This window comes from Pandoraea sputorum (genome assembly GCF_000814845.2).
In the GTDB taxonomy this organism is placed as follows: domain Bacteria; phylum Pseudomonadota; class Gammaproteobacteria; order Burkholderiales; family Burkholderiaceae; genus Pandoraea; species Pandoraea sputorum.
In genome coordinates this window covers 1,374,897-1,389,039 of record NZ_CP010431.2, presented here as the reverse complement: position 1 = coordinate 1,389,039, position 14,143 = coordinate 1,374,897, and the positions used below count along the sequence as shown (strand labels likewise).

General features: G+C 63.7%; 18 protein-coding genes. 12 read left to right on the top strand and 6 right to left on the bottom strand.

Translation table 11 applies throughout. From position 1 onward, the window contains the following. Window positions 1-133 precede the first annotated feature (133 nt). Both NA29_RS06315 and NA29_RS06310 read left to right on the top strand, forming a co-directional pair. Complete coding sequence (locus NA29_RS06315; RefSeq protein WP_039396891.1) at window positions 134-622, top strand: Lrp/AsnC family transcriptional regulator; 489 nt, start codon at window positions 134-136, stop codon at window positions 620-622. Continuing rightward, complete coding sequence (locus NA29_RS06310) at window positions 615-1,574, top strand: DMT family transporter (protein WP_084103498.1); 960 nt, start codon at window positions 615-617, stop codon at window positions 1,572-1,574. Before NA29_RS06315 ends, NA29_RS06310 begins: the two co-directional genes overlap by 8 nt. A 38-nt stretch (window positions 1,575-1,612) precedes the next feature. Here NA29_RS06310 and NA29_RS06305 read toward each other — a convergent pair whose 3' ends face one another. Next, complete coding sequence (locus tag NA29_RS06305; protein ID WP_039396887.1) at window positions 1,613-2,371, bottom strand: SDR family NAD(P)-dependent oxidoreductase; 759 nt, start codon at window positions 2,369-2,371, stop codon at window positions 1,613-1,615. 173 nt (window positions 2,372-2,544) lie between these two features. Between NA29_RS06305 and NA29_RS06300 the strand changes: the two genes are divergently transcribed. Then, on the top strand, window positions 2,545-3,441 hold the full coding sequence (locus NA29_RS06300) for a LysR family transcriptional regulator (protein ID WP_039396886.1): 897 nt from the start codon (window positions 2,545-2,547) through the stop codon (window positions 3,439-3,441). Window positions 3,442-3,462: 21 nt separating this feature from the next. Here NA29_RS06300 and NA29_RS06295 read toward each other — a convergent pair whose 3' ends face one another. Beyond that, on the bottom strand, window positions 3,463-4,116 hold the full coding sequence (locus NA29_RS06295; RefSeq protein WP_039396884.1) for a TetR/AcrR family transcriptional regulator: 654 nt from the start codon (window positions 4,114-4,116) through the stop codon (window positions 3,463-3,465). A 221-nt stretch (window positions 4,117-4,337) separates the two neighbouring features. On the opposite strand from NA29_RS06295, the gene NA29_RS06290 reads away from it, so the two are divergent. The 3 genes from NA29_RS06290 (at window position 4,338) to NA29_RS06280 (ending at window position 6,614) form a co-directional block, all read left to right on the top strand. After that, complete coding sequence (locus NA29_RS06290; protein WP_039396883.1) at window positions 4,338-4,766, top strand: VOC family protein; 429 nt, start codon at window positions 4,338-4,340, stop codon at window positions 4,764-4,766. Window positions 4,767-4,914: 148 nt separating this feature from the next. After that, window positions 4,915-5,844, top strand: a complete 930-nt coding sequence (locus tag NA29_RS06285; protein ID WP_039396879.1) for an ABC transporter ATP-binding protein — start codon at window positions 4,915-4,917, stop codon at window positions 5,842-5,844. An 8-nt stretch (window positions 5,845-5,852) separates the two neighbouring features. After that, complete coding sequence (locus NA29_RS06280; protein ID WP_039402551.1) at window positions 5,853-6,614, top strand: ABC transporter permease; 762 nt, start codon at window positions 5,853-5,855, stop codon at window positions 6,612-6,614. A 71-nt stretch (window positions 6,615-6,685) separates the two neighbouring features. Here NA29_RS06280 and NA29_RS06275 read toward each other — a convergent pair whose 3' ends face one another. Continuing rightward, window positions 6,686-7,300, bottom strand: coding sequence for a glutathione S-transferase family protein (locus NA29_RS06275; protein WP_039396877.1), 615 nt, complete (start codon window positions 7,298-7,300; stop codon window positions 6,686-6,688). A 97-nt stretch (window positions 7,301-7,397) separates the two neighbouring features. Here NA29_RS06275 and NA29_RS06270 point away from each other — a divergent pair, with 97 nt between their 5' ends. Together NA29_RS06270 and NA29_RS06265 are read left to right on the top strand one after the other, a co-directional pair. Next, window positions 7,398-8,087: a type 1 glutamine amidotransferase domain-containing protein gene (locus NA29_RS06270; RefSeq protein WP_039396875.1), complete on the top strand. Its 690-nt coding sequence runs from the start codon at window positions 7,398-7,400 to the stop codon at window positions 8,085-8,087. Next, the gene (locus NA29_RS06265; RefSeq protein ID WP_039396871.1) at window positions 8,084-8,611 is read left to right on the top strand and encodes a GNAT family N-acetyltransferase; all 528 of its coding nucleotides are present in this window, start codon (window positions 8,084-8,086) and stop codon (window positions 8,609-8,611) included. Before NA29_RS06270 ends, NA29_RS06265 begins: the two co-directional genes overlap by 4 nt. A 108-nt stretch (window positions 8,612-8,719) precedes the next feature. Here NA29_RS06265 and NA29_RS06260 read toward each other — a convergent pair whose 3' ends face one another. After that, window positions 8,720-9,241 carry a DUF1993 domain-containing protein gene (locus NA29_RS06260; protein ID WP_039396868.1) on the bottom strand — a complete coding sequence of 174 codons (522 nt, stop codon included), beginning with the start codon at window positions 9,239-9,241 and terminating at the stop codon, window positions 8,720-8,722. 213 nt (window positions 9,242-9,454) lie between these two features. On the opposite strand from NA29_RS06260, the gene NA29_RS06255 reads away from it, so the two are divergent. Next, complete coding sequence (locus NA29_RS06255; RefSeq protein WP_039396866.1) at window positions 9,455-10,192, top strand: hypothetical protein; 738 nt, start codon at window positions 9,455-9,457, stop codon at window positions 10,190-10,192. A 227-nt stretch (window positions 10,193-10,419) separates the two neighbouring features. Then, window positions 10,420-11,079 carry a hypothetical protein gene (locus NA29_RS06250; protein WP_039396864.1) on the top strand — a complete coding sequence of 220 codons (660 nt, stop codon included), beginning with the start codon at window positions 10,420-10,422 and terminating at the stop codon, window positions 11,077-11,079. On the opposite strand, the gene NA29_RS06245 is transcribed toward NA29_RS06250, so the two are convergent. Continuing rightward, a complete protein-coding gene (locus tag NA29_RS06245) occupies window positions 11,063-11,740 on the bottom strand; it encodes a nitrogen fixation protein NifQ (protein ID WP_072633212.1) in 678 nt (225 codons plus the stop codon). The two genes, NA29_RS06250 and NA29_RS06245, sit on opposite strands and share 17 nt — an antisense overlap. Window positions 11,741-11,796: 56 nt before the next feature. Beyond that, complete coding sequence (locus NA29_RS06240; protein ID WP_039396863.1) at window positions 11,797-12,222, bottom strand: TOBE domain-containing protein; 426 nt, start codon at window positions 12,220-12,222, stop codon at window positions 11,797-11,799. 286 nt (window positions 12,223-12,508) lie between these two features. Between NA29_RS06240 and NA29_RS06235 the strand changes: the two genes are divergently transcribed. Further along, complete coding sequence (locus NA29_RS06235; RefSeq protein ID WP_039396860.1) at window positions 12,509-13,243, top strand: YoaK family protein; 735 nt, start codon at window positions 12,509-12,511, stop codon at window positions 13,241-13,243. 77 nt (window positions 13,244-13,320) lie between these two features. Further along, window positions 13,321-14,082 carry a 3-oxoacyl-ACP reductase gene (locus tag NA29_RS06230; protein ID WP_039396859.1) on the top strand — a complete coding sequence of 254 codons (762 nt, stop codon included), beginning with the start codon at window positions 13,321-13,323 and terminating at the stop codon, window positions 14,080-14,082. Window positions 14,083-14,143 lie beyond the last annotated feature (61 nt).

Genomic DNA, 14,143 nt, shown 5'->3' with positions numbered 1-14,143 from the left:
GGAACGCACACGGCGAGAGTGACGCGAGTCCCGGCAACGTCGACAAATAGGCTAATATCGCGGCACTGTCGCCTACCGAGCGGCTAATTGAACGGAACGCCGGCCCCCATCCGGGGCACGTGCGTAGAGTGGTATGGAACTCGACGCCATTGATTTGAAGATTCTGCGGGAGCTGCAAGCCGACGCCCGCCTCACCAACGTTGAACTCGCCTCGCGCGTGAACCTGTCGCCGTCGCCCTGTCTGGCGCGCGTCAAGGCGCTTGAAGCGGCGGGCTACATCCGGCAGCGCGTGACGCTGCTCGACCCGTCGCGCCTCGGGCTGCACATCAACGTCTTCATCCACGTCACGCTGGAAAACCAGAATCGTGACGGACTGGATGCCTTCGAAGCCGCCGTGACCGCGCTGCCGAACGTCATGGAGTGTTACCTGATGTCCGGCGACGCCGACTATCTCCTGCGCGTGATGGTCAGCGACATGGCGGCTTACGAATCGCTGATCACCGACCGCATCTCCCGCATTCCGGGCATCCGCAACATTCGTTCGAGCTTCGCGCTCAAGCAAGTGATGTACACCACGGCCGTGCCGGTGCCCCAACCGCCAGACGCCTCGGGCGATGCCTGAGGCCACCTCCGACACTTCGTCCCCACCGACCGGCGCACTGAGCGCCGCGCCGCAGGGTGGCGCCAGCCAGCAGATTGCACTGCACGTGGCGGCCATGCTCTTCGGCGCGTCCGCCTTGTTCGGCGAACACATCGCCGCGAGCAGCACGATGATCGTCTTCGGACGCGGGCTGTTCTCGTGGCTCGCGCTCACCGCCATCGCGCTCGCCGGACTGGCCGGTATGCGCAGCGCCGCGCGTCTTTCCGGTGGTGCGCCCTGGCGTGGCCTGTCGATGGCATCCGGCGCGCGCCTCATCGTCGCAGGCGTGCTGCTGGCGGTGCACTGGCTCGCCTTCTTCCTCGCCATCAAGGCGGGTGGCGTGGCCGTCGGCACACTCGGCTTCGCCTGCTTCCCCGCGTTCGTGATTCTGCTGGAATGGCCACTACGCCGTGAACGTCCCACGTTGGGGGATGCCGGGGTGATTGGGCTTGTTTGTATCGGCCTTGCGCTGGTGACGCCCGCGTTCGACTGGCAAGCAGGCGCGACGGTGGGCCTCGCGTGGGGTGTGCTGTCCGGCGCGATCTACGCCGTCATCGCCCTGTCGAACCGGCTGCTCGGCGCGCAGGCCTCGCCGCTGCAGGCAAGCTGGTGGCAGTGTCTTGGCATTCTGGTCGTGCTCGGCCCGTTCGCATGGCGCGAGTCCCTGACGCTTCCCGCCGCGCAATGGGGATGGCTCGCATGTCTGGGCGTCGTCTGCACCGCGCTGGCTTACACCCTCTTCATTCACGCGCTGCGTACCGTCAAGGCGAGTCAGGCGGCAGTCGTGATCGCACTCGAACCCGTCTACGCGATTGCGTTCGCGTGGGTGCTGTTCGGCACGTCGCCCACGCTCAAGATGGCGATTGGCGGCGTATGCATCGTCGGTGCCGTCGCGTGGTCCGGTTCGATGCGCTCGCGCCGCCCGGCTCACTGAGCCGTCTGTCTTTCGTCTGAGCGACGTCGCCGCGCCCCTTAGAGCATCATGCCGCCCGACGCTTCGATGCGCTGGCCGTTGATCCAGCCCATTTCGTCGCCGAGCAGCGCCGCCACGACGCCACCGATGTCGTCGGCTTCGCCCACACGTCCCAGCGCAGTGGTGCCCGCGACCATCTGGTGCACGGCCTGATTGTCGCGCACGGTGCCGCCGTTGAAGTCGGTGGCGATGGCCCCCGGTGCGAGCGTGTTGGCACGAATGCCGCGCGCACCCAGCTCCTTCGCCAGATACCGCGAGAACACTTCGATACCGCCCTTCATCATGGCGTATGCCGAGGCGCCCGGGAACGTGAAGCGAGCAAGCCCGCTCGACACATTGAGGATGCGACCGCCATCGGCGATCGTCGGCAGCAAGGTCTGCGTGAGGAAGAACGGCCCCTTCAGGTGCAGCCGCACGAGGAAGTCGAACTCGTCTTCCGTCGTCTCGGTCACCGGCTTGTGCAGGCCTGTACCCGCGTTGTTCACGAGGAAGTCGAACGTGTCGCGCTTCCAGACCTCGTTCAGCACACGCGTTACCTCTGCGGCGAAGGGCGCGAATTGCGACGATTCCGAAACGTCGAGCGGCAAGGCCACGGCCTTCGCGCCCAGTTTGACGATCTCGGCGACCACTGCGTCAGCCTCGGCGCGCTGGCTGCGATAGGTGAGGATGACGTCGATGCCGTGTTGTGCTGCGGCAAGGGCCGATGCGCGGCCCAGACCACGGCTGCCACCGGTAATGAGAGCGATCTTGTTCGTCATGGTGATTCTCCTGAATGCTGAATGGATCCGGCGGGGCCGCCCGGCCACACCGCGTTGAACTGTTCAACATCCTATTGCAACGAATTTCACCAATAAACCGGACGAATTTGATTACACTGATCAAATTCAAATAACAATCGATCGTCCGTCGAGACGATTGGCCCCTCGCCCCCATGCATCAGTTCGACGCCATGCGCATTTTCGTGCGCGTTACCGAAACCGGCAGTTTCACACAGGCCGCCGACAGCCTCGGCCTGCCGCGCGCGAGCGTCTCCAATGCCATCAAGCAACTCGAAACGAAGCTGGGCACGCGCCTGTTGCATCGAACCACGCGACGCGTACAACTGACGCAGGACGGTCAGGCGTGCCTCGAACGATGCAAGGACCTGCTTGCGGACGTGGAAGAGTGGGAGACGATGTTCGTGGCGCGCGATGAAGCGCTTACCGGTCGCCTGAGGGTCGATCTGCCCGCGACGCTCGCCCGCACGACCGTCATCCCGGCGCTGCCCACGTTTCTCGCGCAGCATCCGGCGCTGCGGGTGGAGTTGTCGAGCACCGACCGCCGCGTCGATCTGGTGCGCGAGGGGTTCGACTGCGTGTTGCGCGTGGGCGCGGTCGCCGACTCCACGCTGATCGCGCGGCCATTGGGTCATATGCGTCAGATCAATGTGGCAAGTCCTGCGTATCTCGAACGTCACGGCGTGCCGACGACGCTGGACGACCTGAGCCAGCACCGTCTGATCCATTACACGACCACCCTCGGCACGCGTCCCGCAGGCTGGGAGTATTTCGACGGCGAGCGCTATGCGCAGTGGCCCATGGAAGGCGTGCTGACGGTGAACAACGCCGACGCCTATCAGGCTGCCTGCGTCGCCGGACTCGGCTTCATACAAGCGCCCGAAGGCGGCGTGCGCGGCCTCATCGCAGAGGGCAAGTTGCAGGAGGTGATGCCGGAATTTCAGGCGGAGCCGCTGGCCGTCTCGCTGCTGTACGCGAACCGGCGTCACCTGCCACGTCGTGCGCAAGCCTTCATGAACTGGCTTGCGGAACTGCTGACGCCGCGCTTGTAGCCCGGCTGCATTCAGGGGTGCTTACAGCCCCTTCTCCACCATCGCGACGAGCCGCTGCCCGAGCGCATCGACCTGATCATCGGGCAAATCGCGCAACGGACCGTCGATGACTAGCACGGCGAGACCATGTACCGCCGACCAGGCCAGATACTCCGCGCCGGGCCGCTGCGCTGCGTCGATGATGCCCGCCGCGACCATGCCGTCGAGCGCCGCCCCCAACAACTCGAACGGATTCAGGCCGCTCGCGCCAGCCTTCTCCGGCCCGCCTGCCGAACGCACGTTCTCGGACGGCGCAAACGCCGTACGGAACAACCCCGGCTGCCGCCGCGCAAAATGCAGATACCCAATGCCCACCGCGCGAAGCACGGCGCGTGAGCGAGACACACCATCCGGCATCGTTGCCGCGTCGATCATCGCCTGCTCGTGCTCGATCCCCGTCGCCAGCTCGGCGAGTGCCGCCGCGCGCACCGCATCAAGCAAATCCTGACGATTGGCGAAATGCCGGTAAGCGGCATTGGGAACGACCCCGGCGCGACGCGTCGCCTCACGTAGGATCACCGCGTCCGGCCCCCCATCGCGCGCCAGCGCGATCCCCGCTTCCAGCAACGCCCGGCGCAGGTCGCCGTGGCGGTATGTCGCGCGCGCCGGCCCGGTCGTTGTTTCTTGTTCTGTCATTGCTACCCCTTGTGGACAGTGTCCATTATGTCTGCTATTGTTTGTGTACACTGTCCACAAAGGCAAGTTGCAGTGCGTCAGACGGCACCGGCTTCGTCACATTCGCGCATTAAATGCGAAGGCACTATGGTTGATGAGGTACCGAAGACCTTCGCCCAATGACACTTCCCCAACGGGGCGTCCCTGCGCCCCTTTTTTACCGACACATCGAGGAGCGCTCCATGCAAGTTCATTCCTATCTGTTTTTCGAAGGTCGTTGTGAAGAAGCCATTGATTTCTACGAAAAGACGCTGGGCGCACGACGCGGCATGCTGATGCGTTACGGCGAAAGTCCGGAAAAGTGCCCTGAAGGCATGCTGCCACCGGGCAGCGACAACAAGATCATGCACGGCGAGTTCTTCATCGGCGAATCGATGGTGATGGCCTCGGACGGCATGGTGAGCGGCAAGCCGAAGTTCGAGGGCTTCTCGCTGTCGGTCGACTTCACGGAAGTCGGCGCTGCCGAAAAGGCGTTCCACGCGCTGGCTGAGGGTGGTTCGGTCAACATGCCGCTCGGCGAGACGTTCTTCGCGAAAACGTTCGGGATGGTCAAGGACCGTTTCGGCATGAACTGGATGGTGATCGTGCCCAAGGAAATGCCGAAGGGCTGATGTTCCGCCCTCGCCGAATCTCCCGGCACGCCGACACACACGCATCGACGCTCGCCGCCCGCCATCGGGCGGCGAGCATTTTTTGTTCCCCGGCTGTCTGCCGGTTCGTGTCCGACAAGTTCCTCACGCCTGTGCTATCGTCGCCGCCATGCCATCCGTGATCTCTATCCAGAATCTGTCGAAGACGTACGCGACAGGATTCCAGGCGCTCAAGAACATCAACCTGGAAATCCAGCGCGGCGAGATCTTCGCCCTGCTCGGCCCGAACGGCGCCGGCAAAACGACCCTTATCAGCACCATCTGCGGCATCGTGCGACCGACCTCGGGCACGGTGACGGTCGACGGTCACGACATCGTCACGGACTACCGTGCGGCGCGTGAAGCCATCGGCCTTGTCCCGCAGGAGCTGACCACCGACTCGTTCGAATCGGTGTGGGCCACCGTCTCCTTCTCGCGCGGCCTGTTCGGCAAGCCCGCGAATCCGGCGCACATCGAGAAGGTGTTGCGCTCGCTCTCGCTGTGGGAGAAGAAGGACAGCCGCATCATGCAGCTCTCGGGCGGCATGAAGCGACGCGTGCTGATCGCCAAGGCGCTCTCGCACGAGCCACGCGTGCTGTTCCTCGATGAGCCCACGGCCGGTGTGGACGTCGAACTGCGGCGCGACATGTGGCGTCTCGTGCAGTCGCTGCGCGAGACCGGCGTGACCGTGATCCTCACCACGCACTACATCGAAGAGGCCGAGGAAATGGCCGACCGCGTGGGCATCATTACCGGCGGTCAGATTACGCTCGTGCAGGAGAAGACCGAACTGATGCGGCATATGGGCAGCAAGCAGCTCGCGTTGCAACTGACCGAGCCAGTCTCCGCCGTCCCCGACGCACTGGCCGCGTACGGCCTCACGCTCGGCAACAACGGCACCGAACTCGTGTTCACGTACGACGCCAACATCGAGCAGACGTCCATCGCCTCGCTGCTTCGCGACATGGAGCGCGCCGGCATATCGGTGAAGGATCTGCACACGACGCAAAGCTCGCTCGAAGACATCTTCGTCTCGCTCGTGCACAGGAAAGAAGGATGAGCCGCGCCATGAATTTCTACGCCATGAAGGCGATCTACAACTTCGAGATGGCACGCACGCGTCGCACGCTGATGCAAAGCATCATCTCGCCGGTCATCTCGACCTCGCTGTACTTTGTGGTGTTCGGCGCGGCGATCGGTTCGCGCATTCCGGAAATCGAAGGCGTGCCGTACGGTGCGTTCATCGTGCCGGGCCTGATCATGCTCTCACTGCTCACGCAGAGTGTGACGAACGCCTCGTTCGGCATTTATTTCCCACGCTTTACCGGCACGATCTACGAGGTGCTTTCCGCACCGGTGTCCTACATGGAGATCGTGTGCGCGTACGTGGGTGCGGCGGCGACCAAGTCGATCATTCTCGGGGTCATCATGCTGGGCACGGCCGCGTTGTTCGTGCCGTTGCGCATCGAACATCCGATCTGGATGATCTTCTTCCTCGTGCTCACCGCAGTAACGTTCAGCCTGCTCGGTTTCATCATCGGCATCTGGGCCGATGGCTTCGAGAAGCTGCAACTCGTACCGTTGCTCATCATCACGCCGCTCACGTTCCTTGGCGGCAGCTTCTACTCGACGAGCATCCTGCCGCCGTTCTGGCGCGCTGTGACGCTGTTCAACCCTGTCGTGTATCTCATCAGCGGTTTTCGCTGGAGCTTTTACGGACTGGCAGATGTGAGCGTCGCCGTGAGTCTTGGCATGACGCTGTTGTTCCTGGCGATCTTCCTCGCCGTCGTCGCATGGATGTTCAAGACGGGCTATCGCCTGAAGAGCTGAGGTAGATAGCAATGCCGGACGGTGATGCCGTCCGGCTTGTCCTCGCCCCCGCCCCGCTACGTCAGGCTACGTCAGATCGGTGGCGTCTCGCGAAACGCGGGCAGCGCCTCGGCCTGCGCCGAGAAGTTGGCGATCTCGGGAAACTCCGCGCCGAAGTCGACTTCCGGCAGCAGCAACTGATGGAAACGCCACGCCACGGCCACTGCCACGCCATGCTCGCCAATCTGCTCCGGCGTTGCCAGGATGGGCACCTGCGCTAACTCCAGTTCCAGCTCGTGAAACGCCGCGTGCACTTGGGTGCGCACACGGTCTGTCCACGGCGTATGCCGCTTCTCGCTCGGACGCAGTTCGCGCTCGTACACCAACTGCACCGACTTCTCGCAGGCCGCCAGCGCCAGTCCCGTCAGACGCAACGCGCGCACACGCTCAGCAGGGTCGACAGGCACCAGCCGCTGCGCCGGATCGACCAGCGATTCCAGGTACTGGAGGATGAGGGTCGAGTCCATGAGTACCGTGCCGTCGTCGGTCACGAGCGTCGGTGCCTTGACGACCGGATTGATCGCGGCAAACGCGTCGAAGGTGCTGAACACCGACAACGAACGGTGCTCGAAGGCAAGCCCGAGCAACTTCAGGCAAATCGCCGTACGACGCACGTACGGCGAATCCAGCATTCCGATCAACTGCATGTCTCGCTCCAAGGTTCGAGGCGCTCACCGCCGGTTTCGTCGATCATACATGACGGGTAGAATGGTTCGCATGGCCGATTCGACAGGGAGACGTTTCATGAACATCCTGATGGTTCTGACCTCGCACGACCGCCTGGGCGACACGGGCAAGAAGACGGGCTTCTGGCTCGAAGAATTCGCCTCGCCCTACTACGTATTCATCGACGAAGGGCTCACCGTTACGCTCGCTTCGCCGGCCGGTGGCCAGCCGCCACTCGACCCCAAGAGCGACGAGCCTGACGCGCAAACGGAATCCACCCGGCGCTTTCGCGAAGACCCCGACGCGCAGAAGGCGCTCGCCAGCACGCTCAAACTCGCCGACGTCAAAGCCGACGACTACGACGCTGTCTTCTATCCCGGTGGCCACGGCCCGCTCTGGGATCTTGCGCAAGACCCGCACTCCATTCACCTCATCGAAGCCTTCGAGCGCGCGGGCAAGGCCATCGGCTTTGTTTGTCATGCCCCGGGCGTGCTGCGTCAGGTGCGTGCCGCGAACGGCGAACCGCTCGTGCGCGGACGCCACGTCACCGGCTTCACCAACGACGAAGAGGCCGCCGTCGGCCTCACCGACGTCGTGCCGTTCCTCGTGGAAGACGAACTCAAGCGGCTGGGTGGGCTATACGAGAAAGGCGGCAACTGGGAATCCCATGTTGTCGGCGACGGACGCCTCGTCACCGGGCAGAACCCTGCCTCATCGGAAGAGGCCGCACGCACGGTGCTGGCGATGATGGAACCGCGCCTGCCATGAGCACGGTGTCGTCGGTTCAGGTGCGTCGGCTCGTTCCTGCCGACGCACTCGCCTTTCAGGCATTGCGTCTTTCCGGCTTGCAGGCGCATCCGGAGGCGTTCGGGTCGAGCTATGCCGAAGAAAAGGACTGGCCGCTCGAACGTGTGCGCGAGTGGCTGACAGTGCGCCCGGATACGGGCGTTTTTGGTGCATTCGAAAACGAACGGCTTGTGGGCGTAGTCGGTCTGGGACGTCAGACACGCGCGAACTTCGCGCACGTCGGCTTCCTTTGGGGAATGTACGTCCATACGGCCGCTGTCGGGCGCGGCGTTGGCCGAGCGCTCCTCGACGCCGCCCTTGCCCTCGCACGCTCGCAGCCGGGACTGCGCCATCTCACACTTCAGGTGAACGCCGACAATCGTGCGGCGCTTGCGCTCTACCAGTCGTTCGGCTTCGTGGAGATCGGCCGCGAGCCAGACGCCATGCGCGTAGGCAACGGCTTCTGCGACGACATTCGCATGTATCTGCCGATTGCCACGCGCTGAGCCGCCAGCCTTCACTCCATTGAAAACGAGCGCGCCGACACCTGTCCGGGTCGGCGCGCTCGCTTCTTGCACACGCACGCCATCAACGCGGCGCGCTTCATTAAGACATCAGACCGGCTGCATCTCGAACGGTCCCAGATAGTCCATCTTGCCCACTTCCACGCCTTGCGCGCGCAGCAGGTCGTGCGTCGTCGTCACGTGGAAATAGAAGTTCGGCAGCGCGAACTTGAAGAGATAGTCGACGGCGTCCATCGTGGTCTGCTGCGCCTTGAACTTCAGCGTGATCTGGCGCGACTCCGCCCCATCGAAACGGTCTTCGAGAATGCCCGCAATGAAAGCCTCGGTATTGGCGATGCGGTCGCGCAGTTGATCGAACGTCGTCTCCGTATCCTCGAACTTCGGCGACTCGACGCCGGTGATGCGCGACACGGCGAACTTTGCCGTATCGCTCACGCGCTGCACCTGCGCGACGAAATCGAGCATGTCCGGCGCGAGCTTGGCCTTGAGAATCGAATCCGGGTCGGTCGACGTCGCTTCGCAGTGCGCGCGCGCCTTCTTGATGTAGTCGGCCATGACGGTCAGGCCACGGAGATAAACGGGGATCGTGGCGCGATAGAGGGTGATGGACATCGGGGAACTCCTCGGGAGATGACCCATTGCGCAATGCGCGGGTAACGGGGAAATGCGGGCAAAAGCACATGCTATCAGCGCAGGAATTTTCTTGCCGCGCACCGGGCGATTTCTGGAATTCGCCACCCGGACACTTGCGCAAAATTAATGGCCCGGGGCAGCGACGCAACGACGACGTGCTCCACCCCCATCACGACAAAAGGATTTCATCGCATGGCGAGTTCGACGCTTTCCGTCCCTCCTCTCCCGCGCTCCGGTCACGTCGCGTGCACGTCGAGCGAGGAGGCGATCCAGACGTGCAGGGACGCCGAAAGCGAGTATGCGCTCATAAGCATCTGGGGCCAGGTCAAGGACTTCTTCCGGGGCACCCACAAGGAAGTGGCACAACGCGCGCTGTTTCGGCTCGCACATCCGAAAACCATGGACGAACAGGTCGCCGCGTTTGCCGAACTGCTGCGCTACGCCGCCCCCGAAGATATGCACCGTCTGCATTGGCATCTCTCCAGTCACGAAGTCATCGGCTTCCAGGTCGGCGATCCTGTCTTCGCGCCCGCGCACGATGTCGTCGACTACATGAAGCACACCACGTGGATGGACTTCGAAGACAGTTGTCATCTGCTGCTCAGCCTTCGGTTCGACGGCCATCACGTGCTCACGGGAGGCGACGACTTCGGACTGGCGCTACACGATCTGACGGATGCCCCGCAGTGCCCCGTGACGACCGGGAGATGCCAGCGGCAGCTCAGCGCAATGCCGACGCTGCTCGACGCCCTGCAAATCATGCGCCTGCATCGCGACGACGAAATTCCTGGCCTCAGTGTGCGCGTAAGGGTCGCGATCAACGCGCTGATGATCGAGATCAACGGCACCGGCGCCCCCGTGAGCGGCGCAATCGGCCGTAATGCCGAGCAGCTATCCAGGCTCGCGACGATGCTCAGGGATCGTTACTAAGAAGTCACAGTGTCAGCGGCGCAACCCAGCGCCCTCATGATTGGAAACGCATTGCAAAGGAATCTTCGCCATGATCACGAACCCGTCCTCGCCGGTCCTCTCACTCTGCGGCGACACCGCCTCCAGCCTCAGCGCGAAGAACATCGACGAGTGCACGAACGCGCACCGAGAAAGACCTGGAAAGCCTATGGGGACGCATCAAGGACTGGTTTTTTGGCACGCATCGCGTGGACGCAAAACTGGCGCTGTATCGGATGCTGAACGCCGAAACGACCGATGTGATGCAGGCGTCGTATCTCGAGCTGCTTCGCTACGTCGAGCCCGAACATCGTCAGCAGTTGGCGTGGCTCATCTGCGAGCACGAACGCCCCGCCTTCCAGATCGGCGGGTACGTCGTCTCATCTAAGGTCGACTGGGCGTGTCAGGGACCCTCGGAACCGCCGCCGAGCGTGACGGATATGGCAAGGCTACTGCTGTCTCTTCGATACAAGGGACTGCCGGTGCTGGAGACGCTGCGCGACGTTGGCCTTTGTCGCATCGTCGAAGCGGCGCGCGAGGAAGGGCTCCCTGAGGCAAAGGCCGAAGTGAATGCAGATCGGATGCTCGAGGCACAACAGTGGTTCCTGGGACGTTCACCGTCGCTTGTCGACGCACTCGAACTCATCGGCCTGCATCGAAATGACGACGACGGGGAACTCGCCTACCAACTCCGGCTGGCCGTCGAAAAGGCGCTTGGCGGTGAGGACGACGACAAGACCGCCGTGATGTCGCGCAATGCGGAGAACCTGATGTGTCTGGTGACCGACATGTTCCACGATCGTGAGCATTTGAAGCGGACCGCTCTGTTGGCCAACCTGCCCGTCAATCCGCTCAATCGCGCGGCCTGACACGCATGGCCGCCACATCTGTCCCGGGGGGGGTCATCGGTTCTTGGTCTGCGTCTGAACGACGTTTCAGGTGCATCGAGTCCGTCGCGCCGATCGGGATGATGGTCTGCCGCAAGTGCGCGTAACACTCGCCATAGGCCTCACAGCCGGGGCAACCCGGCGCAGGCGCGGGTGCGCGCCCGTAGGCGTGCGCGCAAGCTTCGGCGAGGAATCGCTTCCATCGCAGATTCGCCGTGTTCTCGGCGACCAGCGTGGGGAAAAAGTGCGTGAGTAACGCGGTGACGTCGTCGCGTCCCGTCAGGCCCAGATCGCGCCAGAGATGATCGGGCCGCAGACACGCCGTGGCGAGGATCGTCGCCATGTCGGCCGCCTCAACCGGATGCAGTATCGGATCGGCGCGACGGCGCATCATCTCCTTCATCTCGACGACGAAGACGGCATGCGACGCCCACGCAGGCGTCGGCAATGTCGAGGCAAGCGCCTGCCATCCGTCGGGCACAGGAAGAAAGTGACGACGCAGCAACGCCGCCAGCGCGGCGCCCGACAGCCCGAGGCGGGCAAGGCGCTCGGGCGTGGCATTGGCCGCGAGGAGCGAGGCGAACAACGCCGCCTCGGGGCGTGCATGCGAAGGCGTCAGTGTGGGACCGTGCATGAGTGACATTGCCCGGCGTTCAGGCAATTTTGCCGAATGATTCGGAATGAGGTGACTCTGGTGACTTAGGCGACAGCCAGAATCACGCTCGATGCCTTGACCAGCGCAGCGGCAGCGCGACCGGCCGTCAGCCCCAGACGCTTCGCGCTTTCGTTCGTCACGATGGCGGCAATGATCGCACCGTTGTCGGCCGTAATTTCGACTTCGCTGTTCACCGCGCCCGTCTCGACGCGCGAGACTTTGCCGGTGATCACGTTGCGCGTGGAGACCTTGCTCGCGTCGGCATCGACCATCACGATCACCGACGAGGCCTTGATCAGTGCCACCGCGTCGCTACCTTCCTTCAAGCCCAGATTCACCGTGCTTTCGTGCGTGATGACGGCAACGATCTCCTGCCCGGCGTCCGTGCGCAGCGTGACTTCGTCGTTCACGGCACCGCGTTGCAGCGCAATGACTTTACCGTTGAATTGGTTGCGGGCACTGGTCTTCATGGAAATCTCCTGTCGATGTGGGGCGCGTGGCCGGAGACCTTCATGTCGGCGATGTGGACAATGCAACCGAGGCCACGCGATGCAATAAGACGTTCGGACGGTCGCGCCGGACCGCAAGTGTGATGCAGTATAGCGAGTCGACGTGGCGTCCGGCGTAGCAGGCCGGTGATATGCTTCATCAGCGTCCGGGGCCGGACAGATGCCCGCTTCGGGCGCGCAGTATCGAGGCCACCCTGGCACGCTGCACGGGACGCCATCTGCCACGCATGCCGACACAGGAGCCGTCATGGGTACTCCCCGCCACATCCCCACGCCGACCGAGGCCGCCACGCTCGCCCGCAGCTGGGTCAGCCACTTCTCAAAACCCACCGTCATCGCCATGACGCTCGCGTTTGTCGCCGGTTATATCGACGTGGTCGGCTTCATCGCGCTGTTCGGCCTCTTCACCGCGCACGTGACCGGCAACTTCGTGATGATTGGCGTGCAACTTGTCGCCAACACCCACGTCGGTGTGCTCGCCAAGTTGCTCGCGTTGCCCGTGTTCGTCATTTTCGTCGCGATGGTCAAGCTCATCGTGCAGGGCTTTGCCAACACCAACCGTCGCCCGCTCCGGTTGTTGCTGATCTTGCAGACGTTGTTGCTACTGGGGTTCATGATCATCGGCATGATTGCGCAGCCGATTATCTCGGCCGACGCGCCGCTCGCCATTCTCTCCGGCATGTTCGGCGTCGCCGCGCTGGCGATCCAGAACGCCATCGGACGGCTGGTGCTCGCCGACCTCGCCCCGACCACCATCATGACCGGCAACACCACGCAGATCGTGATCGACATGGTGGAACTCGCCAGCGGCAACTGCGGCGACGACAAGGCCGCCAGAACTCGGCTGCGCAAGATGCTCCCTGCGCTGGCCGCCTTCGCCGTCGGCGCCATCCTCGGCGGCTTCGCATATCACGGCGCGGGCTTCTGGTGCGTACTGTTGCCGGTCGTACTGCTCGCCGCACTCGCCACCGCCAACGAGTGAGCCCCCCTCGTCCCCGAAGAACAATCGCGCGGAACGCGCGATAATGGCGGCCTTTTGCGGGATTAGGGGAGATCGTAATGAAGCTGGATTCGCAGTGGGTACTCGTCACGGGTGGGGCACGCGGACTGGGCGCGGCCATTACGCGCGCAGTGGCGCGTGAAGGCGCAGGCGTCGTCATCAACTATCTGCGCAGCGACGTGGCCGCCCGCGAACTGGCCGAATCGCTCGGCGATCGCGCTATCGCATTGCAGGCCGACGTCACCGACGAGAAGGCCGTCGCCCGCCTTTTCGCCGAAGCCCGCGAGCGCATTGGCGGCCCCATCGTCTCTGTCGTCAACAACGCGCTCGCTGACTTCCGCTTCGACGGCGATGCGCGCCCCAAGCTGGCCGACATCTCCTGGTCGCGCTTCTCGCAGCAGCTCGAAGGGGCCGTGAAAGGCGCACTCAACACGATGCAGGCCGCACTGCCGGGCATGCGCGAAGCCGGGTTCGGACGCATCGTGAACGTGGGCACTAACTTGTTTCAGAACCCTGTCGTGCCGTATCACGATTACACGACCGCCAAGGCTGCTCTGCTCGCGCTCACGCGCACGGCGTCCAACGATCTCGGCCCCGACGGCATCACCGTCAACATGGTCTCGGGCGGCCTTCTGCGTGTGACCGATGCCAGCGCCGCCACGCCCGAAGCCGTGTTCGACCTGATTGCGAACCTCACGCCGTTGCGCCGGGTCACGACGCCGGAAGAGTTCGCCGACGCCGTGTTGTACTTTCTCTCGCCGTGGGCGCGTGCCGTGACCGGGCAGAACCTCATCGTCGACGGCGGGCTGGTGAAGGGCTGAGCCCGCTACGCCCTGCGCGCGCTGTGCCCCTACGCAAGGCGGGGAACGCGTCCGTGCTGTC